Genomic DNA, 24239 nt, shown 5'->3' on the forward strand with positions numbered 1-24239 from the left:
CAAAACATGAGCATGGATGTCTTTATACCAAGGTCGCTCTGTTTTAATTGAACAAGGGATCTTTTTGTTTATAGTATCTGGTGTTCTCTAGATCAGCAATACTACAAACTAAAGGACAAGAATTAACGTAATTTCTGTTGTTTTCCCACCAATCAAATCTATCAGCTAACAAATAATTGTACTGACACCTTAATTTTTCTAGCCAACTGTTGAGACGACAACGTTGTTCGTAATTAGGTTTTAAACGATATTGGTAAGAAATTATCATGGTAAACCTCGACCTGTTACAATGACTGTAACATAAAACAGGCACGGTGACAACATGAAAGATGATTTTGTCTCTAGCGGGAGAGCAATATCAGACTTAAAAGCCCACTTGGTTTTGACAACTAAGTATCGACGTAAAGTGTTTACAGGAGCTATAATAGAGCGACTTCAAACCATCATATGGGAACGCCGTAAATGGGATTGTCAGATGATTGAAGTTAATGGGGAAACAGACCACATTCATTTGCTTTTCCAATATTACCCACAATTAGAATTACCTAAGTTTGTAGGTAACTTAAAATCTATAACCAGTCGTCGTTTAAGAACTGAATTTCCAGAATTAGCTGATGTTTATAGAAAGTCAGTTTTATGGAATGAATCATATTTTATTGCTAGTTGCGGAGGTGTAACTGTTTCACAATTAAAAGAATATGTTGAGAATCAAAAAACTCCTAATTGACAAAATTTCGGACATCGAGTCCTTAATTTGTCGGGCTATCCTTCCCGACGTTCATCTTCGATAGAACGCGGGGCTGTCGCCATTAGCTCAAAAATACAACCTAAGTTAACTTTACCAAAAATTAAAAAACTTCTTCTTAATCTTTACAAAACCAGGTTGACTTTTTTTTTCGGAATAATTATATTCGGTCAAAGGCATAAAAAGGGTGATATGTCAATCTATAAAATTAGTATATTGACGAGGATGAGAAGATTTAGAGTCCTTGTCTCGCCACCGATCTGATCTATCATTGATAGACTACAAACCTCAAATATAGTATTCCTAAATTGATTCAATTTTTTGTCAGAAAAGCTTGGCGGAAATGGAAGTTAGGATTTACAATAAATAGTTAGTTGAGTATTAAATAAAAACTGACAATGATATCATTCACTCCTAGCCAAAATCTGATCTGCATTGACGCTAAAGTTGAAGACTACGAATATCTTTGTCAGGGGGTTCTACTAGGGTCTGAGGTCATTATCCTGAACTCAAATCAGGATGGGGTTGAACAAATTACGGAACATTTACAAGCTCGAATTCGTCGCCGTAAAGCACCCCGCATTCAAACACTACACATCGTTAGTCATGGTTCACCGGGATGTTTGTATCTGGGGAACAGTCAACTCAATCTCGATACATTAGATCAGTACACCGAACAACTCCAGCAGTGGAGAGGTGCATTAACAAGTAATGCTGAGATTTTACTCTATGGTTGTGACGTTGCTCAAGCAGAAAGTCAAAAATCCTATCCGTATTTTCATCTCACCGAACAATCAGTATTTACTCACACATCTATTTCACCATTTATTCAAAAAATCCAAGACTTAACAGGCGCGAATATAGCCGCTTCATCGACAAAAATAGGAAATAACAAGTTAGGCGGAAACTGGAAACTAGACGTTACAACTGACTCGATTTTATCGCCTTTAGCATTTACGGAATCTGTTAAAGAAAACTATGCAGGAGTGTTAGTAACGTTTACTGTTGAAAATGCTAATGATGCGGGTGCGGGTTCCTTACGAGATGCCATAGAACAAGCTAACACTAACGACGAAGATGATATTATTGAGTTTGATCCGGCTTTATCGGGTCAAACAATTAACCTAACTGATCGATTAAATATAAACGATAATAATGGAAATAATCTCACCATTAACGGCCCAGGAGCAAATAATTTAATCATTAATGGTACCGGTGATGGTTTTGTTTTTCAAGTTAATACTTCTAACCCAGAAACTGTTGTCAGAATCTCCGGCTTAACTGTTCAAAATGCTCGCACCGGAATTCAATATGGAGGTGGGGAGGGTACATTAGAGATTGATAACAGCTTAATTACCAATAATACTCAGTTTGGAATTGTGAGTCGCAGCCGACTTGTACTAACCAATAGTACGCTTCAAAATAATAGTAATCGAGGTATTTCTCTGTCGGGTAGTAACAGTATTATTCAAGGGAATACTTTTATTGCATCAACTCCAGACGCACAAGAAAACGGTATTCGTGTCTTTACTCAAGGTGATGAGACCGCGACTGATAATCTAATCATTGGAAACTTTATCGGTACGGATAGCAGTGGTACATCTGGACTCGGCAATCTCCAACAAGGTATCCTGATTAACGACGGAGCGATAGGAACTCAAGTTATTGGGAATACAATCTCTGGCAATCAAGGGAGAGGTATTTCTATTGGTGGAGGTTCAAATGATAGCATTATTCGAGGAAATCGCATAGGAGTTACACCTGATGGTGCAACAGCATTACCAAACAATAGTGATGGGATTTTAATCCGAAATACAACGGGAACAATTATAGGTGGAGTTAATCCCGAAGATCGCAATATTATCTCGGGTAATAATGGAAATGGAATTTTACTTCAGACCGAGGTAGATGCTCCAATTCAGACCAGCAATACGCAAATTTTAGGCAACTATATTGGGGTTAATGCAACTGGGAATACGGCAATTCCTAACACCGGACAAGGGATTCAAATTGATGCTTCTACCCTCAATACAATTGGTGGTGTTAATCCGGGTGAAGGAAATACGATTTCAGGTAATAGTGCAGATGGTATATTGATTATAAATGCAGCCAGCGACAATACTATTCTCGGGAATTTTATCGGTGTTAATGCTGCGGGTGATGCGGCAGTTCCGAATACAAGTCATGGCGTTCGGATCGACGGTTCAACGAATAATGATATTGGACTAGATCGACTCGAAAATCCTGACGTTCCAGGAACGAACCGCAACGTTATTTCTGGGAATGGAATTAACGGAGTATTAATTACCAATAATTCCAATGAAACTAAAGTTTTGGGTAACTTTATTGGAACGAATTCTGCTGGAAATACTGCGATTCCCAATGGACAAACAACAGCCGATCCGATGGTAATTAATGGCGGAATTGGTGTAGAAATCCAAAATTCTAGCAGCAATATTATTGGTCGCAATACTCCCGGAGAGGAGAATACAATCTCAGGTAATCTTGTTGATGGAATCCGGATGACGGGGACTGCTGAATTGAATTCAACCGCCAATATAATCCAAAGTAATTTAATTGGTTTGGATGCCACCGGAGGCACGGCAGTTCCCAATCAAAACAATGGTATTTTGATTGAGAGTTCGGCAGGCAATACGATTGGGGGAAGCGAAGCCGGTCAGGGAAATGTTATTTCTGGAAACACAATTAACGGTTTAGTTTTAAGCACTGCCAATAGCAACCAAATTATCGGGAATTTAATCGGAACAAACAGTGTAGGGAATGCTGCGGTTGCTAACAGTAATAATGGTTTAGAACTTGATAACTCGACTGGCAATGGTGTAATTGGAAATCTAATCTCGGGTAATACGGTTAATGGGGTTTCAATTGTTAATGCTTCGAGTGGCAACCAAATTCAAGGAAATCGCATTGGAGTCGCTGCGGATGGGACGACTGGACTGGCAAACGCTAACAGTGGAATTGTAGTCGATAATGCGGTTAATAATATTATTGGTGGACTCGAAGCAGGACAAGCCAATACAATCGCTTTTAATACCGGAGATGGTGTTACTGTTACTAGCAATACAGCCGTTGGTAATGGGATTTTAGGGAATAATATTTTCTCCAATGGTACAGCAGAAGATAATACGGCAATTGGGATTGATTTGGGTAACGATGGTGTAACGATAAATGACGCGGGAGATACGGACGAAGGGCCGAATACACTGCAAAATTATCCCGAATTAGTGTTAGCCGAACCTGTTGAGAATGCTACCGTTGTTGCAGGTCGCTATAACAGTTTACCGAATACCGCTTATCGCCTAGAATTCTTTAGTAATGCTGCGGTTGATCCTCCCGGAAATGGTCAAGGTCAAAGCTTTATCGGCACAATAGATGTAACAACCGACGCGGAAGGAATGCACATTCACAGCAACTTTACCCGAAACCGGTGATTTATCCGGTCAATTGATTACCGCAACAGCAACAGACCCCAATAACAACACATCGGAATTTTCTAACGCGGCAACAGTCAGTTTACCTGAAATTACAATCGCAGAAAATCTCGCTCAAAATGAAGGGAATAGTGACACTGTTGATTACACTTATACGGTTAGTTTGAGTCAACAGACAACCCAAGATATTGTTGTTAATTACACCACCAATGATGGCACCGCAACCGTCGCAGATAATGACTATGTTGATAATGATGGTAGCCTAACATTTGCGGCAAATCCCTTTGCAGAAACACCAGCGAGTCAAACGATAACGGTTCAGGTTAATGGTGATATAACCTTTGAAGGGGATGAGGTTTTTAACGTTAGTTTGGATAATCCGAGTTATGGCAATATTATCACTCCTTCAGTCACAGGAACCATTGCTAACGATGACGCACCTCCTAGCATTTCAGTTAGCGATATTACCGTTAACGAAGGAGATGGAATAGCGACTTTTACAGTCACCGCTTCTAAAATTAGTGGTTTTCCAGTTAGTTTTGATTATGCCACTATTAATGATACCGCAGCCGCAGGTTTAGAGTACACTGCAACAACCGGAAGTTTAACTATTCCTGTCGGAGAAACGAGTGTTAGTTTTGATGTTCCTCTCCTCGATGATGGTTTAGAAGAACCCGATAAAACTTTTAGCATTAACCTCACCAATCTTGATGGAATTGATGTTGAAAATAGTACCCTAACTGCAACTGCAAATATTCTCGATGATGACGTTTCGCCTGTCCTCAGTTTAGAAGCAGATAATATTAACTTTACCGAAGGGGGAGAATCTGTTGCGATCGCGAGTAATATTACCATTAGCGATACAGATAGCACCACTTTAACCACCGCCAGCATTAACTTAGCAAATCCGCTTGACCCCGGAACAGAAACCCTTTCTATTGTCGGTACATTACCTGCCAATATTACCGCCAGCGAATACAATTCCTTTACCGGAGAATTAACTTTAACCGGAGATGCGAGTTTAGCCGACTATCAAACTGCATTATCCCAAATTGTTTACACCAACACCTCCACGACACCTAACACTAAACCCCGTCAAATTGAGATCACTGTTACGGATGGAACCAACCCGAGTAACACGGCTTTTTCAACGGTTAATCTCACCACAGTTAATACTCCCCCAGTTGTCAACAATGACACCGTAATTACTCGAATTGATACTCCGATTACCTTCAATATCACTAATAACGATTTTGACCCGGATGGTATTATTGATCCGAGTACCGTTGAACTGGATGTAACCGATTTAAACAATCAAGGAAATGCCACGGTAGACGAACAAGGGAATCTCACCTTTACCCCTGAAACCGGATTTACCGGAAGCGTTAATATTCCCTACAGCGTCCAAGACGACGGCGGAGAATCTGCAACAGGAGAAGTTTCAATTACGGTTAATACCGACACCAATCAACCGCCTGTTACTCAAAATCTACTCACAGAAATTATTCCGAATACGGCGACTCAAGTTGCAATTCCGGCTTTAACTGCTAGTGACTTTGATGGCACCATTACAAGTTTTCAAATTACCCGTTTACCTGAAAATGGTCAACTCCAACTTAACGGTGAAACGGTCACTACAAATCAAACGATTTCTATTGAAGATAGCGGAAATCTCACCTTTACTTCCGAACTTGGTTTTGTGGGATTAGCAGAATTTGAATACACCGCTTTTGATGATAATAATGCCTCAGATTTAACCCCAGCAATTGTCGTTATTCCGGTTAATAGTACAAATCAACTTCCCGTCGCTGTCGATAACATTGCGAGTCCTAACCCCGGTAATAACACACCCGTTACAATTCCTGAACTCACCGCCACCGACGCAGAGGGAACAATCACAGCATTTCGGATTACCAAGTTTCCCACAAATAGTACCCTCTTACTCAACGGTCAACCGTTAACAACTCCCGAAATTGCAGTCGCAGACGCCGCAAACCTCAGCTACATTGGCGGAGGAAACTTTACCGGAGATAGCTTCCGATATACCGCTATCGACACCCAAGGAACAGAAGACCCCACCCCGGCAACCGTTACCCTCCCGGCGTTAACAACAGAGAATATACTCCCCGTTACCGCCGATAAAATAGGGCCAATCATTCCCAACGTACCCACACCCGTTGCTTTACCGAGTTTGGAGGGAACCGACGCCGACGGAAGTATCGCTAGTTTTACGATTACAGAATTACCTGTGGGGGGTCAACTGTTATTGGGTGGGACAGCAATTGAAGTTAATCAAGTCATTCCCGCAGACCAAGCCGACCAACTCACCTTTACTCCCGAGGCTGAATTTAGTGGTTTAACCCAATTTAGTTATGTGGCGACGGATGACCAAGGGGGAACTGATGAGACACCCGCAACCTACAACCTGGTGGTGAATGTCACCAATTTACCGCCTCTACCAACAAACCCGCCAGTTCCGTTACTAAAAAATATTTCCACTCAAGTTCCGCTTCCTCCTTTAGCCACAGTTAATACTGAGAATATTGCCAGTTTTACGTTAGTTGAACTTCCCCTCGGTGGAACCGTTTTCCTCAATGGTGAACCTGTTACGGTCAATCAAGTCATTCCCGTAGACCAAGCCGGACAACTGACGTTTACATCCAATCTCGATTTTAGTGGTTCAACCGTTCTTAAGTTTACCGCGACAGATACAGCCGGAATTACCTCTAGTCAAGTTGGAGAAGTTTCGTTCTTTATCCTTCCGAACATATTACCGACGGTTCAACCGTTAGAACTTCCCAGTATTATCCCGACTTCTGTTCCCATTGGACTCCCGACTTTGGTTGGCAGTGATGAAGATGGTAGCATTGTTAGCTTCACCCTACAAAATATTCCGAGTCCTTCTCAGGGTCAATTATTCCTCGGTAACACGGAAGTCTTTAACCTCACTCAAGTTAGTGAAATTTCACTCGAACAAGCCGGAAGTTTGCGGTTTGAAGCCAATACAAACTTTGTCGGAGATATTGTTCTAAATTATGTTGCCAATGATAACGATGGTCAAAGTTCTGAACCGACTGAAATTAGTATTAATGTATTAGTTGGAACGCCAAGTGTAGACTTTGATATTCCCGAGTCTGAACCGATAGCAGATGAAATCATTGTTGCTGATATTCCGAACAATGGCACCGCGATTGAAATTCCAACTTTAACTGCAAATGATATCAATGGAGAAATTGTCAGTTTCTCGATTCTAGAGTTACCTTTAGAAGCCCAAGGTCAGTTCTTTTTAAATGGTACTGTTGTTACTCGTCTTAGCCAAGTTACAGAAATAACAATTGAACAAGCCTCTCAACTCAGTTTTGTTCCAACTCCGACATTTTTAGGTCAAGTTCAACTGCGTTATACGGCTACTAATAGTATTGGCTTAAGTTCGAGTGCTAGCCGAATTATCTTAGAAGTTCCGAGTATTTCTTCTCAGATTCTCTCCCTTCCCACGGATATTTCGTTTGAGTTTTTAGTATTTACAGCTACACTCGCCGGACTGTCTCAATCCTACACTTTTATCACCGAATCAATTGCTTTGAATGCGGTTGAAACTTCCATAGAAGGAACTGAAGCTAACGACATTTTGATTGGTGTTGAAATCAGTGAACAAATTGTGGGTTTAGCTGGAAATGATGAAATTAATGCTTTTGGCGGAAGTGATAATCTTTTCGGTAATATTGGCAATGATATTCTCAATGCAGGAAATGGCAATGATATCGCTGATGGCGGTAGCGGAGAAGATGTTCTCGTCGGGGGTTTCGGAAGTGATACGTTAATTGGGGGTTCAGAAAATGATTCTTTGGTTGGCGGTTCAGACAATCTAGTATTACCCGATACAGACGGTGAAGACCTTTTAGATGGCGGTGAAGGAGATGATACTTTATCTGGAAATCAAGGCAATGATAGCTTAATTGGAGGGGAAGGAAATGACCTTATTTATAGTGGAAAAGATAACGATCTTGCCAGTGGAGAAGCCGGAAATGATACAATATTTGGGGATTTGGGGAATGATACCATTGTTGGTGGCGAAGGCAATGATTTCTTACTGGGAAATCAGGGTAATGATATCGTCAGTGGCGGCGAGGGAAATGACTTTATAGCCGGGGGTAAGGGTGATGATATACTGTTTGGTGATCAAGGCAATGACGAAGTTTATGGGGATTTAGGTGCAGATGTAGTCTATGGAAATCAAGGCAATGATAGCCTCTACGGTGGTGAAGATAACGATACTTTAATTGGCGGTGAAGGGGATGATTTCCTCTCGGGTGATCAGGGAGATGATATTCTCTTCGGTGGCGAAGGATCGGATATTTTTGCCCTCCTATTAAATTCGGGTTCTGATGTAATTGTAGACTTTACTGACAGCCAAGATTTACTCGGTTTGTCTATTGGTTTGAGTTTCGATGAACTCACGATTGAACAAGGTGAAACAGCGACCTTAATTCGGTTTGAGGGTCAGCTTTTAGTCACACTCAACCGGATTAATTCTACCCTAATTACCGAAGACGACTTTACAACAATCTAAGAAAAAAACCCAAAGATACAAAGTCACGAAGATTAATTCTCAGGTTTCTCTGTATCTTTGGGGTGAATTTTTCCCTAAAAAAACGTTCAGAAAAAAGAAGTCTTGTCTCTAACTCACTAAAGTTAAAAACACTTGCACTCCTTGATTAAGCAAATTAAGATTCAGCTAAAACTTTCGTGGCGGCTGCCATTCCAGCGCCCGGTGTAAAGCCTTCATAGCCTAATTCTCGTAAAGCAACTTCAATCGCAGAAATCGCAGTCAAAATATCGCGATCGCTAACAAATCCCAAATGACCAACCCGGAATATTTTACCCTTAAGATGGTCTTGTCCGCCTGCGAGGGCAATATCAAACTGCTTCTTGACCACTGAACGTACCTTTTCGGCATCGACAACTTCTGGGGGTCGAACCGCCGTCACCGCTGTACTCGCCGCATCATCAGGCGCTAACAGGGGTAAATTCAATCCTTTCATCGCCGCCCGACTAATTTTTGTCAAACGCTGATGACGGGCAAAAATCTGTTCCAAACCTTCGGCTTTCATCATCCTCAACGTCGCCTGCAACGCAAAGAACAAATTCACCGGAGGCGTGAACGGAGTTGTATCTTTGGTTGCTGACTTGCGATAAGGCCCCAAATCTAAGTAATAGCGAGGCAAATCTGAGGTTTTATACGCTTCCCAGGCTTTCGCACTCACACAAACAAATCCCAACCCAGGCGGTATCATGTAACCTTTTTGAGAACCACTGGCGACGACATCTAAACCCCATTCATCGATGGGAATATTCACTGCCCCTAAACTGGTAACAGCATCAACCATGATCAACGCTTCCCCGTGGGCTTTGACATAACGGTTAATGGTTTCGAGATCGTTGAGGACTCCGGTTGAGGTTTCGCTGTGGGTGATAATTACCGCCCGAATCTCTTTTTTGGTATCGGCTTCTAACTTTTCGCGGAATTTTTCAGTATCTAACGGTGTACCCCATTCGGCAGAAATGACATCCACTTCTAAACCGTAAGCTTTCGCCACTTCAGCCCAACGTTCTCCAAATTTACCATTACTTCCGCACAAAACGCGATCGCCGCGACTCAAAAAGTTAATCATTCCGGCTTCCATCGCCCCAGTACCGCTAGTGGTTAAGATCAGCACATCATTTTGAGTTTGATGTAACCACTTGAGGTTTTCTGTCACCTCTGCCATAATCTTGCTAAACTCCCCACTGCGGTGTCCGATGGGATGTTTAGCCATCGCTAGAAGGGCCTGTTCAGGAACGGGGGTCGGCCCCGGAATCATCAGCATTAATTTGTCATCCATAGCGTTAATCTGTGTGTCTATGTTTATGAGTTGATTATCAGGGAATGAGCTGCTATTCGCCTCTGGGTTAATCTCATTTAAAGACCAACAGGACTCCGTTGGCAAATTGGCGTGTATACAGCTTTGCTCTAGTTGCTTTTGTAGGGCGAGCGCTTTGCGAAGGGTGATGATTAGCTGATTGACTTGTTCATACTGTCGAGAATTGTGGTAAAGAGCGACTCGCGTTTTGCGTTCTAGCAGTTGTAACAGCAGTTCGTAATGAATGTAAGAGGGTAAAGGAATCGGTTCCATGTCAGCAGATTATAAGCTAATATTGTGGAACCTCAAAACTAGCATCTGATCAGCTACTTATAGTACCGGATAGCGATCGCATTTGGCTAGTCACGACCAATGAGTTGTTGTAATGCTTTTCCCGGATCAGGTTGCTTGATCAAAGACTCCCCAATCAAAACGGCATTCGCCCCGGCATTTTTCACAAAGTTGAGGTCATCTTGAGTATACAAGCCCGACTCACTGACAACTAAGATATCCTGAGATTGAATTTGCTCTTTTTTAGCGTCTAACAGTTGACGAGTCGTGTCAAGATCCACCGAAAAGTCCTCTAAGTTGCGATTATTAATCCCGATTAAACTCACACCCTGCAAACAGAGAACTTGTTCGAGTTCTTCAAGGGTATGAACTTCAATTAACGGAGTCATCCCCAAAGTCTTGACAATTTTAACGAAATATTGTAAATCTTGCTTAGATAAAATTGCAGCAATTAATAAAATTGCATCTGCCCCATAAATTCGAGCCTGATAAATTTGATAAGGATAGATTACAAACTCCTTACACAACAACGGAATCTCAACCGCAGCCCGAATTTTTCCTAAGTTCTCAAAGCTACCTTGAAAGAACTTTTCATCCGTTAAAACCGACAGACAACAAGCCCCATTTTCTTGATAAGCTTGGGCAATTTTCACCGGATCAAAATCTTCGCGAATTACCCCTTTACTCGGTGATGCCTTTTTGACTTCGGCAATAATAGCAGGTTGAGTTGGACTTGCTTTCAACGCGGCGAGAAAATCTTTAGCTGGGGATAAATTTTCAAGCTGACTCCGTAACTGCAATAACGGTAAACTTTCCCGTCTTCTATCAACTTCTTTCTCTTTTTCCCAGACAATTTCTTCGAGAATATTTTGGGGTTGATCATCCGGTACTGCCACGGTATAAAGTAAACTAGCGACATTCACAGACGGGTTCGGACGACGACGACGAATTTGCATTTTTAGGAATTAGGGAACAGGGAACAGGGAACACCGGATCAGGGAACAGGGAACAGCGGTGCGACTAGGCGCGATTCTCAATCCGCTCTGCGTAACGCGCACCAAGAGAGGGAACACCGGATCAGGGAACAGAAAGAAGACAAAAGGCAAGAGACAATTTTCAGTCACCACTTCACCAGTGTTGTAGGGGCGGGTTCTGCGTAAATTTATCTGACTCAGAAATAAGTTAGATAAACCCACCCCCAACCAGTTACTTTCGTTCTACTGTTATTCAATCATTCATCTAGGTAGATTGAGAATTTTTGTTCATTCTCAACCCACCGATATTTTACCGCCTAATGGCAACTTTGGGTTAAATTAATGCGTCGCACTCAAAGCCCGTTTATAGGCTTCATCCAACACCTCAGAAAGCGTCGGATGTGTATGAACAGAAAATGCTAAGGTTTGCACCGACTCCCGCTTCATAATTGCATTAGCCGCCTCTTGAATTAAATCCGCAGCGTGGAACCCAAAAATATGAACCCCCAAAAGTTCACCCGTATCTTTGCGGTAAATAACCTTAGCCATTCCTTCAGTTTCTCCCTCAGCAATAGCCTTAGAATTACCCTTAAAATAGGTTTTCACCGAAGCCACTTCAAAGCCTTCTTTTTCGCCCAATTCCTTCGCCGCAGGTTCAGTTAAACCCACATAACTAATCTCAGGATGAGTAAATGCTGCTGCTGGAATACTGCGATAATCAACTTGGCGATGGCGACCACAAATGGTTTCGATCACTGCTATACCCTGGGCAGATGCCGTATGTGCCAACATCATTTTACCCGTTACATCTCCAATCGCCCATAAATTGGCAATCGGTTCACCGCTAGAAACCACTGCTAAATCATCATTAACAGGTATAAAACCGCGTCGATCTGTTTCCACCCCAACTGATTCTAAACCCAAGTTTTTGCTGTATGGAATACGCCCTGTCGCCACCAAACAAGCATCAACTTCCAACACTTCTTCTACTTCTTTGGTTTTGGTATCGGCTAACTCAATAATTACCGGAGAACCCGGCGTTACCTTCATCGCCAATTTACCCACCCGAGTCTCAATATCTCTCGGCGAAATTAACACCCGTTGGGCTAATTTAGCAATATCAGGATCAAAAGTTGGCATCAATTGATCCAACGCTTCAATCATCGTAATTTCGCACCCTAAAGCCGTATAAACATCGGAAAATTCTAAACCGATATAACCACTCCCAATAATAGCAATCCATTGGGGTAGTGATTCTAACTTCAACGCATCATCACTCGTGAAAACCGTTTTGTGATCAATTTCAATTCCCGGTGGAACAAACGGAATAGAACCCGGCGCCAAAATAATATCTTTCGCTGTAATTGTTTTGTCACCTTTCGCGGTTTCAACTGTTACCTTTTGCGGGGCGACAACTTTTCCCCAACCCTGAATGACATCAACGCCTAAACGTTTGAGGCTATTGGTCATATCGCCGCGAATTTTCGTGACAATATTTTCCGCATGACCCGCAATGGTTCCCCGGTCAAAACTAACCTGTCCCAGTTGAATTCCTAACGTTTGTAGATGATGAGTATTGCGTAACTCTCGCACCCGTCCCGCCGCAGCTAACAAGGCTTTTGATGGGATACAGCCTCGGTTGACGCAGGTTCCGCCCATTTCTGCAACTTCCACGATAGCGGTTTTCAAGCCACAGCTAACGGCGTGGATAGCGGCACCGTGTCCGCCAACCCCTGCGCCAATTATCACTAAATCGTAGTCAAAATCACTCACTCTACGTCTCCTGGTGCGATCCTATAAGTTCATTGTGAACCACAGAGGGGACAGTAGACAAGGGTTAGTTCGTGTGAGGTTGAAATTCTACCCAATTCCGTAGGGGCTGATGGCATCAGCCCTAAACCCATTGTAATTTAAAGTTGTAATTAAAAAAGTTTTTAGTTGCGTTTTAGCTCACCAAACCTCGGGCGGTCGCAACAATGACGAACTGAGTAATAATAATTGTACAGTAATTAGTCAAGGTAAGGAAAGTCAATCTATGATTCAAATCTTACAACAACCGATTACCTTTGATGAGTTTATCGAGTGGCTACCATCCGTTTCTGAATCGCGCTATGAATTGCATCGTGGGGTTATTATTGAGATGCCAAAACCGAGGGGGAAACATTCAAAAGTGTCTGGCAATTTAGCTTATGATCTCGGTACTGCTATTCGTCAGGCGAACTTACCCTATTTTATCCCAAAAGAGTGCATTGTCCGTTCTATTGATGGTAATTCTGGATATGAACCGGATATAATTATTCTCGATGAACCTGCACTGATAGATGAACCCGACTGGGAAAGTGGCTCTATAATTACTTTAGGTCAATCGATTAAAATTATTGTAGAAGTTGTTTCTAGCAATTGGCGGGATGATTACTTTATGAAGTTAGGAGAATACGAGGCTTTGGGTATCCCGGAATACTGGATTGTTGACTATGCTGCATTGGGTGGGCGGCGCTTTATTGGTAATCCCAAACAACCGACGATTACAATCGGTCAATTGGTTGATGGAGAATACGAATTACAGCAATTTAAACTTGGCGATCGCTTATTTTCACCGACTTTCCCCAATCTAATGTTAACAGTTGAACAAATTTTTGGAAGTTAATCACTTTTTATGATGATAAACAAGTGCGATCGCCTTAACTAAACCAATCTAATTTCGGTGAAAATCGACTTTCACGATTAAGGGGGGAATTTATTCATCTGGACGACCAGGCCCAACTATAGATTCACCTTGTTTTTCTTTGGCTGCAAGTTCTTGGTTTAGTGTTAATAATCTTTCTAATATATCATCATTTTCATTAAAACCGTAGGCTTGCATAACCAGCTTACTTAGTTTAGCATGAAGTTGATAAAGTTGGCTACTCGGTTCATTAAAAAAGGCATTATAAAGTTGTGTGATTCCCCACTGTTTATTTTTCATTTGTTCGCTGCGATATTCATGCAGTTCTGTTGCTGTAACTCGAATTTGTTGAACTAACTTAGTATCGGGATTTTGGGGAAACGGGAAGGTTTCAAAACAACTATTGTGAGTGTAAGCAATACTTGAACTCAGAGTTGATTTTTGAGCGTTCATCCAAATTCTATGAACCGAGGATAAAAGTACACCCAAAATATAAAAGTCATCTGAAGCAATAGCTTTAGTTTTGTTTCCTGGTAGCCAATCAGAAGAACAAGAAATAAAGATTGCCCACTTTGACACTTCTGGAACTGCAAAATACCCAGATAATGAAGCCAGCACTTTCCTCATTTTAGGAGCATTTTCGCCAAATAGCCACCAATTTTCTTTCCTAACTTCTCGACGATTTTTATCTCGTTCTGGCTTAACATTAGCCTTTACCCATTCAAAAGGAAGCTTGTATTCAATTGCATCCTCCAAACTCATATCATTAAAATCAATAATCCAGCGCTCGGGTTTTCCGAGGGGATTTTTAGCGAGATTACTTCCCATCGAAAACAGCTTAATCACCTCTTGATTTTTAGCATCCGATTTTATCCAATGTTCGGCTTGTTGTTCGGTAATAATAAACCCTTTACCCACAGGAATAACACCTTGAAAACATTGATTGAGATTAGCTTTTAAACGCACAGCTTGAGAAACATCGATAACAGATTGTAGGGATGAATTAATCTGTTTAACGGGATGATTATCCAGATGATAAACCTTCGGTTGCTGCTTACACCAATTCACCAAACTAACATGAACTTTTGCTTCCCCAGACCAAGGTTGAGTAGAAATCGCTTCGTGAATATATCCGCCATTTTGAGTAATATATTCTAACGCAGCTTTGCGACTTTTTCCTTGACTAATAGAGTTTGTTCCAACCAATCCTGCTCTACCTGTTTCACCAATATGATCGTGAGCTAACCGAAACCAATACGCACAAAAATCTACCGAGTCTTTCACATCTGAAAACTTGTTAAAAACCCGATCAATGTATTCATCCCCTAGCGTCATTCTCATGTGTTTTCCGCCCAAAAATGGAGGATTTCCAATCACAGCATTTGCCTTCACCCACCGACTAAATAAAGCATCTTGACAGACAATATTTTGATCTAATGTATCCAAAGGTAAAGCCGGTTCATTGGTGAGTTGATATTTATCAATGGCAATTTTTCGAGCAATCATCATTGTAACCCTAGCTAGTTGCACAGCAAAGGGATTTGTATCCATTCCAAAAAATTGCATCGGAGTCACAAAACTGATCGCCGCCACAGTCGATTCTGAACGTTTTCGTGCAGTTATTTTATCCATTAATAGCCTTTCAATCCGTTTTAATTCTTGATAAGCCACATACAAAAAATTACCCGAACCACAAGCGGGGTCAAGTACCCGATATCCTTGCAATTCCATCTGCAAAGTATTTAATTCTCCGATAGTATTCGCCGCATTAATTCGGTCTTCCCAATAATCGCTAATGGTCGGTCGAACGATTTGACGAATATCAACTTCACTGGTAAAATGTATTCCATGAGCGTGGCGTTTTTCGGGGTCAATCGCACTTTCAAAAATATTCCCAAAAATAGAAGGTCGAATATTACTCCAGTTATCACGAGCGCAAGTATCTAATAAGCCGAGTTCTTGTGAAGTTAAATCAATTGCTTGTACGCTAGAAAACAACCCGCCATTAAAATAATTAACTCCTTTATACCGTCCTGCGGGTGTAACTCCGGGTCGATTCATCTCTTGAAACAAACCGCCCAAAATATCATAGGAACTTCCTTTTTTATCTTTGCAATCTTGAACCAAACCGACAAATAAATTAGAGGGAAGTAAACCCCGATCCTCTGAAAATATCGCCATCACACATTGCAAAAGAAATCGCTGAAGTTGTTCTTCGTTAAAGTCTCGAAATCTGTTTTTATTTTCTCTTTCATAAATCAGTTGATACAATTCCCCCATTCTTCTAGCGGTGCGTTCGGTAACAGCAACTTGGTTATTTTTAAAGACGGGAGACTGACCGCCAATTTCCATAAAACTAAACGCTCCCATGCGTTGGGGAAGCTGTTCTAGGGAAACTTGATCAACAGGTTCATCAACTTGGTTTTCAAAGTCAAAAATCCAAAATTCATCAAAGTTACAAAGAATTGCATATCGGGGTCTGTTGGGAGCAATTCTCATCCAATAGCGTTCGAGTTGAGCATAGTGTTTGCTGAGGTTTTCTCCTTTTGATTTCATCTCAATTAAAACGCCGGGAACTCCCGCACGCGATCGCCAAACCAAATCAGCAAATCCTGTTTTTCCCTTTGCACTTCCTTTCGTTAAACGGTCTTCAAATTCCGCACCGACTTCTTTCGTTCCGACCTGTCCAAACGCCTGAAAAAACTTGGTCAGAAAAATTTGAGCCTCACTTTTTTCATCGCCTCTGAGGTGTTGCTGACAATAATTTACAAAAGACTGAAGACTTTCGGGCGTTGCTGGCATTGAATTGACTCCGGTAATTCTCCAAACTGCCATCAATTATTCTAATAATTCTTGTTTTATTTCTAATTGCTATTGGCTGATTGTCGCAATTGATTCGGCAGTTTAATAACGCTTTCCTTTTTAATTATACCAAGAAAGGGCTTCAAGTTAATACAAATATTTGTATCGATTACGCAACACACACAGTTCAATACAATAATTGAACAGAAAGTAACAGAAAGCGATCGCGTAGGCGCAAGCCATGCCTTTAGGCGTATCGCATTGTATTATTTTAACGTTTAATTATCGCCACATCTCAAATTTATCTTCAGAACATCCATTGATATAGCGATTATTCACCCAACCCACAAATGGAGTAAACTTTTCATTGGGAGAAAATCCATCCACCAATGCGACAATTTTCACCCAATTTCCCCGACGAGAAACCGCCCGCACCCCGTCACCCCGTTTCAGTTTTAAAACGACTTCACTTTTTAAGTCAGGGTTTTGACGAATATTTACTTTGCTATTGACTTGGTTGGTGACAATAAATGAACAAAAGCTATTATCAACTAACTCCTGAACATAATCCGGGTTAGACTGGGCGATAGGTGTCATTTTTTGAGACAGCAACATCTTATTTTTGGGGTCAAAAACTTTTAAAGTATACTGACTTGTATTCCCTTCAGGAATCATACTATATGTATAACCTTTGCGTTCCCAAGCGTAACGTCCTTGAGTATAATTAGAAGCGCTAGGAATATAAACACAACGTTCTTTCGCGTCGCAACCTGTATAGGAAGCAGAACCTTTAGATCCGTCAATTGTAACGGTAAAATTTCCTCCGGTAAAGGTGTCTGCTAAAGCCGGAGTGGCTAAAAATACACTCGCGATCGCAGCAAATGTTAAAGTTTTAAGAATCGATGTAATTTTGAATTTCATGGGTGATGCTTCTGGGTGGAAATAATCTTGAACTATTTCTGTTTTCACCCGAACTATCGGTTAATTTTGAGAAAGAGAGACAAAAATTTAATTGTCTGCAACCAGAGTAGCCATCATTCCATCAATTCTGCACTTTCAAGAGGATGAGAATAGGACAGTTAGATTTCTGTCTATTTTTGATCCTGTCTACAAGGGAGTTGAGTCTCAGAGAACCAAAAACCTTTCAAATCAAGCCTTTTCTCCAACCCACTCAAACTCCCTTGAAAGTTTCACATTCGTGTGAGTACAGAAACCTTACTAATCTTCTCAGCATCTAAACCTTTCAGTTCATCGAGATGTAACCATCCCTCTTTTACTAACTGAGCAAAGGAAAAAATGAGGAGAGAATCTCTGTGATCATACTTACCATCAATATCATGTCTTCTCGCACTTAAAAAGTCATGTAGAAGCCAAATATCATCAAGCTTTGTAATCTCGCCTGCTTGTTCTCGAACAACCTTAATTAAAGCCGTAATTTCTCGCTGATAAGCTTTTTCAAATGCCTCCCGAGCAATTTCTTTCTCGGCTGTAGACCACTCAATGTCACTCACGGGTATCATCAAACCTAAAATTATATGCAACTAATCTATGTTAACCGATGATACGGTTAGCCTCAAACTAAAAAAGCGTCCTTTGTACTCAGACGCTCATCCCAAATTAAACAGTATTTTTGCTTAATTTTTCTCTAACGAGCAAAGTTTAATAGCTCTTTGGGAGAAGCTAATAAATCAATTGCAACAAAGAAAATCTTGTTTTCAGCATTCAGTAAAAACCGCCAAGCAATGTTCATCCCCACACCCGCACCGAACCAGGGAGTTTGCACTTTACCTGTCACTTTGATTTGAGTATAACCCTCGTCTGCGGGTTCAGAAACGCCTCGCTCTGGGATTAATTTAAGATTCTGACATTCTTCTTGGAAAAACCGTAAAACCGCTTCTTTCCCAACAATGGGTCGGCGGAAAGGAGGCTGCAACGCCCCATCGGGTGCAAATAACTCAATCAACGCATTAAAGTCATTTGCATTCAAATTATTCATGTATTCCAATACCGTTGCATTGGTAACACCTTCAATTTTAACCTGAGTGCGCTTTGCCATATCTGTTGGGGGAGTAACAGGTTCAGCAACACGGGTGTAACTCCCTAATTTACTGGTGTCAAACCCCATATCAACAACAGAATTCCGCAAAACTGTAATTTGTTGACCTGACTCTAAACCCCGAATGGCTTGTAATACTGCTGCTGCATTTGCAGAAAGCTGATAACCTTCGGGAATAGGAGCCACAAGTCCTTCATCCATCCATTGTCCAAGCTGATACCAAAAACCTAGCTTAATATTCGCAGACCAAGTAGCATAGGTGCGACAAAGGGGTTTATCCGAACGGTTTGCTAAGTCGCACATGACCTGGGATTGTTCTTGAGGCCCCATTTTGCGAATTTCATTGAGTGTAAGCTCTGCAAACTGCATATTTGCCGCTCCAGGAGCCGCAATGGTAATGGTTTTACCCATTTCAAGATAAGCAAACCAAATTAAAGCCAGTTGGTCTTCTGCACTAAGCTGAGTGAACCGAGCAATCGTAGCAGGAACTGTATCTGCCGCTAACGTGTTTGGGAAGATGTTACGAGCTGAATCGATTGTAAATGGCATAAATTACCTTGTCAAAGTCCAAGAAAGGTTTAACTCAATGCTTGTGATCGCAGGTTGTATTAAACCCACCTTTAGAATAGGGGAATATGGTACACCCAAACATAAAGAATTCAAATTGGGGGTTAAGCATTTTTTATGGCCATCCGTCTTTATGGGTTGGCCTTTCTTTGTGACTGATTTGGATTTGTGAATAACGAAAAAATAACGAGTTTCAGTGTAGGGGCTTCAGGTCATTTTCAAAAATGTTTTAGCTGGGTACTATAGCGTTTCTCAGAGTAACGAGGTACAGATTTACGATCTTTTCTATTGCCTGTTGCCCGTTGCCTCTTGCCTAAAACATAAAGTTCTGTACCTCACCAGTACGAGAATTGCTATATAACACATCTCTACTTTGAAGTTATATCAAATACGGCTTCACCGATGCTACATATCTTTCTCCCCATCTCTCCACTTCCCTATCAATCATAGTCACGCAAATATTTAAGTATTTCTATTAACCCCTGTTCAATATAAAAAATTCTTATAAGTTCTGGAAATTACCGTTGAGGAATTACCTGATAATTTTGGCTTTCCCAATGACTAAAATGAGCAAATTCATAAATTCTCCTTGAGGGGGTGTAATAGTAACAGGACTCAGACTGAGTTGCTAAACAAATCAAGTTTCGACCAAGTTCTAGGCTGTGTCAGTGCAAAAAAAACAATGTGTAATATGAGACTCAAACTTAAGTGGCAGAGAGTTCTAATTTTCATGCTCTCATTTTTGCTCAGTCTGGCTCCGATGCTAATGGCTGTCGGACAAGAAAAGTCTCCATTTTATTGGGAATTTATCAATGTGGAAATTGATGTTCAAGAAAATGGAGATATGCTCGTGAGTGAAACTCAGAAATATGTTTTCACTGAATCCCATACCAATCAGCGATATCGATATATTCCTTTAGATAAGGTTGATCGGATTACAGATGTTAGGGTTTGGGAAAATGAAGAACAAATTTCGGCAGAAACGGGAACTGAAAACAATCAATTCTGGATAAGATGGCGACACGATCTTAACGCTCCAGAATCCCATACCTTTGTTTTTAAATATCGAGTTATTGGAGGTTTACAAGTTAGTGACGATCTTGATCGGGTTTATTGGAAAGCTATTTTTTCAGATCGAAATGCTCCCATTGAAAACGCCAAAGTTGTGGTGAGACTTCCCGAAGTTTTATCGGGAAAAATTACAGAATATACCAGTTATGGTGCCTCAACCAACATTCGCCAGATTAATCCCTACACGTTTGAATTTGTCGCTCAACAGTCAATTCCTCCGCGAGAGGAAATAGAAATTCTGATCGCTTTTCCGGGTACTATTCTCGATATCCCCACACCAAAATGGCAGCATTTCTCTTTGGGGAGTGCCATTTCAAACTTGATTAAAAATTTGTTGAGTTTTCCACTGCTTTTGTGGGTGTTAGTTTTCTCCATCTTGAGAAGAATATTTGACTGGGATGAAAATAGTCGCTCAAGGCATTATGGAACGAGTTACAGAAGCACTGGTGGATATAGCAGTGGTGGTGGTAGTGGTGGAGGTGAAGCCGGAGGTGGCGGAGGAGGTGGCGGTGGTGGTGGTGGCGGTGGTGGTGGTGGTGGTGGCGGCGGTGGCGGCGGTGGTGGTGGTGGCGGCTAATATTACCGCTTTGAAAACACCGCTTTCAATACCCGCTTCCTTTTGTTAGCTAACCGCCAAACTCCCATAAATTAACCCTCGATCGCATCTTTAACAAGAAAACAATCGAGGGCATTTTCAACAAAATTAAACGAAAAACTAAAGCTGTTTCACTTCAGAAACCAACTTAGCCACCGCATCTTTAGCACTGCCAAAGAGCATCATGGTTTTTTCCTTGTAGAACAGACCATTATCCACACCTGCAAAGCCAGTATTAAGACTGCGCTTAATCACAATCGTGTGTTTTGCCCGATCAACTTCTAGAATTGGCATTCCATAAATCGGGCTTTTTTGGTCTTCCCGTGCAGCCGGGTTAACCACATCATTCGCCCCAATGACTAACGCCACATCCGTCTGTTCAAACTGAGGGTTAATGTCATCCATATCGTACAACTGAGGATAAGGAACATTCGCCTCAGCCAACAATACATTCATGTGTCCCGGCATCCGTCCGGCGACAGGGTGAATCGCATACTTGACATCCACACCCAACCCTTCTAACATATCGACTAATTCTTTAACCGAATGTTGGGCTTGAGCAACCGCCATCCCGTAACCGGGAACGATCACCACAGAACGAGCATAACCCAACATCATCGCCCCTTCCTCGGGGTCAATCGTGCGAACAGACTTATCTGTTGTACCACTACCCCCGGCAACCGCAGCGCTAGTATCACCCGTACCAAATCCCGCAAACAAAACGTTTGTGAGTGGACGGTTCATGGCTTTACACATGATGATGGTGAGAATAATCCCAGAAGCACCCACCAACGCCCCCGCAATAATCAGCAGGTTATTCATCACGACAAAACCCGCCGCACTCGCCGCCAAACCCGAGAAAGAGTTCAGCAGAGAGATGACAACGGGCATATCACCGCCCCCAATGGGAATCACGAACAATACCCCTAAAACCAGGGAAATGCCCACAATACCCAAAAATACGGGTAAATTGAACGGTGAGAAACAGATGAAAACACTACCCGCGAGAAACGCGATCAATAATGCAATGTTGAAGGGCTGTTGCAAAGGGAAAGTGATCGGAGAACCACTCATAATCCCTTTGAGTTTGGCAAAGGCAATCAAAGACCCTGTAAACGTCACACCCCCAATTAACACCCCTAATACAGCCGTAATGGTCGTTGGTAGAGGAGGTGTTTGGGCAGCAGACAAGAACCGCCAAAATTCACCGACGGCAATCATCGCCGATGCAGCACCCCCTAAACCGTTGAATAGACCCACCAGTTCCGGCATTGCGGTCATTTCAACTTTGTAGGCGGTGATCGCACCAATCACTGATCCGATGACAATCCCCACTAAAATCATTTCATAGTTGAGGACTTCTTCATTGAGCAAAGTTGCAACAATAGCAATAAACATCCCCACCGCAGCCCAAAGATTTCCACGACGGGCGGTTGCAGGTGAACCCAACTTCTTCAGACCGAAGAAAAATAGGGTAACAGCGACCAAGTAGCTTAACTGTATGCCTGTTGGCAAAAACTCGCTCATACCTTAGCCTCCTTTTTCTTGAACATTTGCAGCATCCGATCAGTCACCAAGAAACCACCAACAACGTTAATTGTTGCCAGCACAACGGCGATTAAACCTAAAATTACAGTCACGTTCCAATCCCGTTCTCCGGCGATGATTAACGCCCCTAAAACGGCGATACCCGAAATCGCATTTGCACCCGACATTAGGGGTGTGTGCAGTGTCGGGGGAACTTTAGTAATCACTTCAAACCCGGCAAAGGTTGCCAGGACAAACACAAATAATGCGGAAATTAGGGTTTCTGCTGTCATAATCTTTCTAGAAATTAGCGATTAGTAGTTGTGCGAAAAGCCCAAATCTTGGGTTTTAGGTGTCAGGTCAAAAGAAGTCAGAAGTCAGAAGTCAGAAGTCAGAAGTTTAGAATTGCCTCTTGCCTCTTGCCTCTTGCCTCTTGCCTCTTGCCTCTTGCCTGTTCCCTGTTCCCTGTTCCCTGTTCCCTGTTCCCTGTTCCCTGTTCCCTGTTCCCTCCTTACTGAGTTACAGTCACGCCAAGAGCATCTTTAACTCGTTGAGAGCGAATTTCACCGTTATGGGTCACACAGGCGCCGTCGATGATATCATCCTCAAAATTGAGCGTCAGTTCACCTTCAGGGGTGGTCATTAGCTTTAACAAAGCTGAGAGGTTCTTGGCGTAGACTTCGCTGGCGTGGAGAGGCATCGAAGACGGTAAGTTAATCGGGCCGACAATCGTGACCCCATGTTTGATCACGTCTTTTCCGGCTTCGGTACATTCACAGTTGCCGCCTTGAGAAGCCGCCAAATCCACCACAACTGCTCCCGGCTTCATTTGAGTTACCATCTCCTCTGTGACCAACACAGGAGCTTTCCTACCCGGAACTTGAGCGGTTGTAATTACGACATCAGAAGCAGCAACATGAGTAGTGAGAACTTCACGAGTATGTTGTTTAGCCTTTTCTGAGAGTTCTTTGGCATAGCCGCCTTCGGCTACAGTGTCTTCTTCGAGGGTGACATCAACAAACTTCGCGCCTAAGCTTTGGACTTGTTCCTTAACTTCCGGGCGAACATCAAAGGCTTCAACCACAGCCCCTAAACGACGAGCGGTAGCAATGGCTTGTAAACCAGCGACACCTGCACCCATGACTAACACTTTGGCAGGGCGAATGGTACCGGCCGCAGTGGTGAGCATCGGGAAATATTTCGGTAAAGTTGCCGCCGCAATTAAAACCGACTTGTAACCCGCGAGGTTAGCCTGAGAAGACAGTGCATCCATGCTTTGAGCGCGGCTAGTCCGAGGAATCATTTCCATGCTAAAAGCCGTTACCTTACGGTCAGTCAGCTTTTGGACTAAACCCGGATTACCCAAAGGATTTAAAAATCCAATCAGAATGCTACCTTCGCGCAGTTTTTCGACTTCGGATTCTTCGAGATTGCCCACTTTCAGGACAATATCGGCATCACGCCAAAGGGCACCACTGTCACCAATGACTTTGACCCCGACTTCTTCATAGGTAGCATCAGAGAAAAAAGCCCGTTCACCCGCCCCGGCTTCAATCCAAACTTCGATTCCTTGCTGACGAGTCGAGCAGCTACA

The 24239-nt window shown here is 42.3% G+C and carries 16 protein-coding genes and 1 pseudogene; 5 read left to right on the forward strand and 12 right to left on the reverse strand.

From position 1 onward, the window contains the following. Positions 1-43: 43 nt before the first annotated feature. A complete protein-coding gene (locus L8106_RS31125; protein ID WP_232228597.1) occupies positions 44-268 on the reverse strand; it encodes a helix-turn-helix domain-containing protein in 225 nt (74 codons plus the stop codon). Positions 269-322: 54 nt separating this feature from the next. Between L8106_RS31125 and tnpA the strand changes: the two genes are divergently transcribed. The 3 genes from tnpA to L8106_RS27480 all read left to right on the forward strand — a co-directional run bounded on the left by tnpA (position 323) and on the right by L8106_RS27480 (position 8767). Further along, the gene (tnpA, locus tag L8106_RS27470; RefSeq protein WP_009782306.1) at positions 323-727 is read left to right on the forward strand and encodes an IS200/IS605 family transposase; all 405 of its coding nucleotides are present in this window, start codon (positions 323-325) and stop codon (positions 725-727) included. Positions 728-1143: 416 nt separating this feature from the next. After that, complete coding sequence (locus tag L8106_RS27475) at positions 1144-4197, forward strand: DUF4347 domain-containing protein (RefSeq protein ID WP_009787829.1); 3054 nt, start codon at positions 1144-1146, stop codon at positions 4195-4197. A gap of 13 nt (positions 4198-4210) precedes the next feature. Continuing rightward, positions 4211-8767, forward strand: coding sequence for an Ig-like domain-containing protein (locus tag L8106_RS27480; RefSeq protein WP_009787830.1), 4557 nt, complete (start codon positions 4211-4213; stop codon positions 8765-8767). Between the two features lie 154 nt (positions 8768-8921). Here L8106_RS27480 and L8106_RS27485 read toward each other — a convergent pair whose 3' ends face one another. The 4 genes and pseudogenes from L8106_RS27485 to lpdA all read right to left on the reverse strand — a co-directional run bounded on the left by L8106_RS27485 (position 8922) and on the right by lpdA (position 13135). Further along, positions 8922-10079 carry an alanine--glyoxylate aminotransferase family protein gene (locus tag L8106_RS27485; RefSeq protein WP_009787831.1) on the reverse strand — a complete coding sequence of 386 codons (1158 nt, stop codon included), beginning with the start codon at positions 10077-10079 and terminating at the stop codon, positions 8922-8924. A gap of 93 nt (positions 10080-10172) precedes the next feature. Continuing rightward, positions 10173-10370 (reverse strand): annotated as a pseudogene (locus L8106_RS33285) (DUF5340 domain-containing protein); the annotation flags it as partial. A gap of 86 nt (positions 10371-10456) precedes the next feature. Beyond that, the gene (gene trpC, locus L8106_RS27490) at positions 10457-11344 is read right to left on the reverse strand and encodes an indole-3-glycerol phosphate synthase TrpC (protein WP_009787832.1); all 888 of its coding nucleotides are present in this window, start codon (positions 11342-11344) and stop codon (positions 10457-10459) included. Between the two features lie 357 nt (positions 11345-11701). Beyond that, positions 11702-13135: a dihydrolipoyl dehydrogenase gene (lpdA, locus tag L8106_RS27495; protein WP_009787833.1), complete on the reverse strand. Its 1434-nt coding sequence runs from the start codon at positions 13133-13135 to the stop codon at positions 11702-11704. 262 nt (positions 13136-13397) lie between these two features. Here lpdA and L8106_RS27500 point away from each other — a divergent pair, with 262 nt between their 5' ends. Further along, complete coding sequence (locus tag L8106_RS27500; protein ID WP_009787834.1) at positions 13398-14009, forward strand: Uma2 family endonuclease; 612 nt, start codon at positions 13398-13400, stop codon at positions 14007-14009. 90 nt (positions 14010-14099) lie between these two features. On the opposite strand, the gene L8106_RS27505 is transcribed toward L8106_RS27500, so the two are convergent. The 4 genes from L8106_RS27505 to L8106_RS27520 all read right to left on the reverse strand — a co-directional run bounded on the left by L8106_RS27505 (position 14100) and on the right by L8106_RS27520 (position 19434). Beyond that, positions 14100-16862, reverse strand: a complete 2763-nt coding sequence (locus L8106_RS27505; protein WP_009787835.1) for a DNA methyltransferase — start codon at positions 16860-16862, stop codon at positions 14100-14102. Positions 16863-17111: 249 nt separating this feature from the next. Further along, positions 17112-17798, reverse strand: a complete 687-nt coding sequence (locus tag L8106_RS34010) for an SH3 domain-containing protein (protein WP_232228599.1) — start codon at positions 17796-17798, stop codon at positions 17112-17114. A gap of 221 nt (positions 17799-18019) precedes the next feature. After that, entirely contained in the window at positions 18020-18349 is a 330-nt protein-coding gene (locus tag L8106_RS27515; RefSeq protein ID WP_009787837.1) for a hypothetical protein, read from the reverse strand. A 125-nt stretch (positions 18350-18474) separates the two neighbouring features. Beyond that, the gene (locus tag L8106_RS27520; RefSeq protein WP_009787838.1) at positions 18475-19434 is read right to left on the reverse strand and encodes an orange carotenoid-binding protein; all 960 of its coding nucleotides are present in this window, start codon (positions 19432-19434) and stop codon (positions 18475-18477) included. Between the two features lie 748 nt (positions 19435-20182). On the opposite strand from L8106_RS27520, the gene L8106_RS27530 reads away from it, so the two are divergent. Then, positions 20183-21100 carry a DUF2207 domain-containing protein gene (locus tag L8106_RS27530; RefSeq protein WP_009787839.1) on the forward strand — a complete coding sequence of 306 codons (918 nt, stop codon included), beginning with the start codon at positions 20183-20185 and terminating at the stop codon, positions 21098-21100. A 138-nt stretch (positions 21101-21238) separates the two neighbouring features. Here L8106_RS27530 and L8106_RS27535 read toward each other — a convergent pair whose 3' ends face one another. The 3 genes from L8106_RS27535 to L8106_RS27545 form a co-directional block, all read right to left on the reverse strand. Continuing rightward, positions 21239-22645: an NAD(P)(+) transhydrogenase (Re/Si-specific) subunit beta gene (locus L8106_RS27535; protein WP_009787841.1), complete on the reverse strand. Its 1407-nt coding sequence runs from the start codon at positions 22643-22645 to the stop codon at positions 21239-21241. After that, complete coding sequence (locus L8106_RS27540; RefSeq protein ID WP_009787842.1) at positions 22642-22938, reverse strand: NAD(P) transhydrogenase subunit alpha; 297 nt, start codon at positions 22936-22938, stop codon at positions 22642-22644. The genes L8106_RS27535 and L8106_RS27540 overlap by 4 nt, the downstream gene beginning before the upstream one ends. A 218-nt stretch (positions 22939-23156) precedes the next feature. Next, positions 23157-24239: Re/Si-specific NAD(P)(+) transhydrogenase subunit alpha (locus L8106_RS27545; protein ID WP_009787843.1), on the reverse strand; the 1083-nt coding region annotated here is incomplete at its 5' end.

The organism is Lyngbya sp. PCC 8106, assembly GCF_000169095.1.
Classification (GTDB): Bacteria; Cyanobacteriota; Cyanobacteriia; order Cyanobacteriales; family Microcoleaceae; genus Capilliphycus.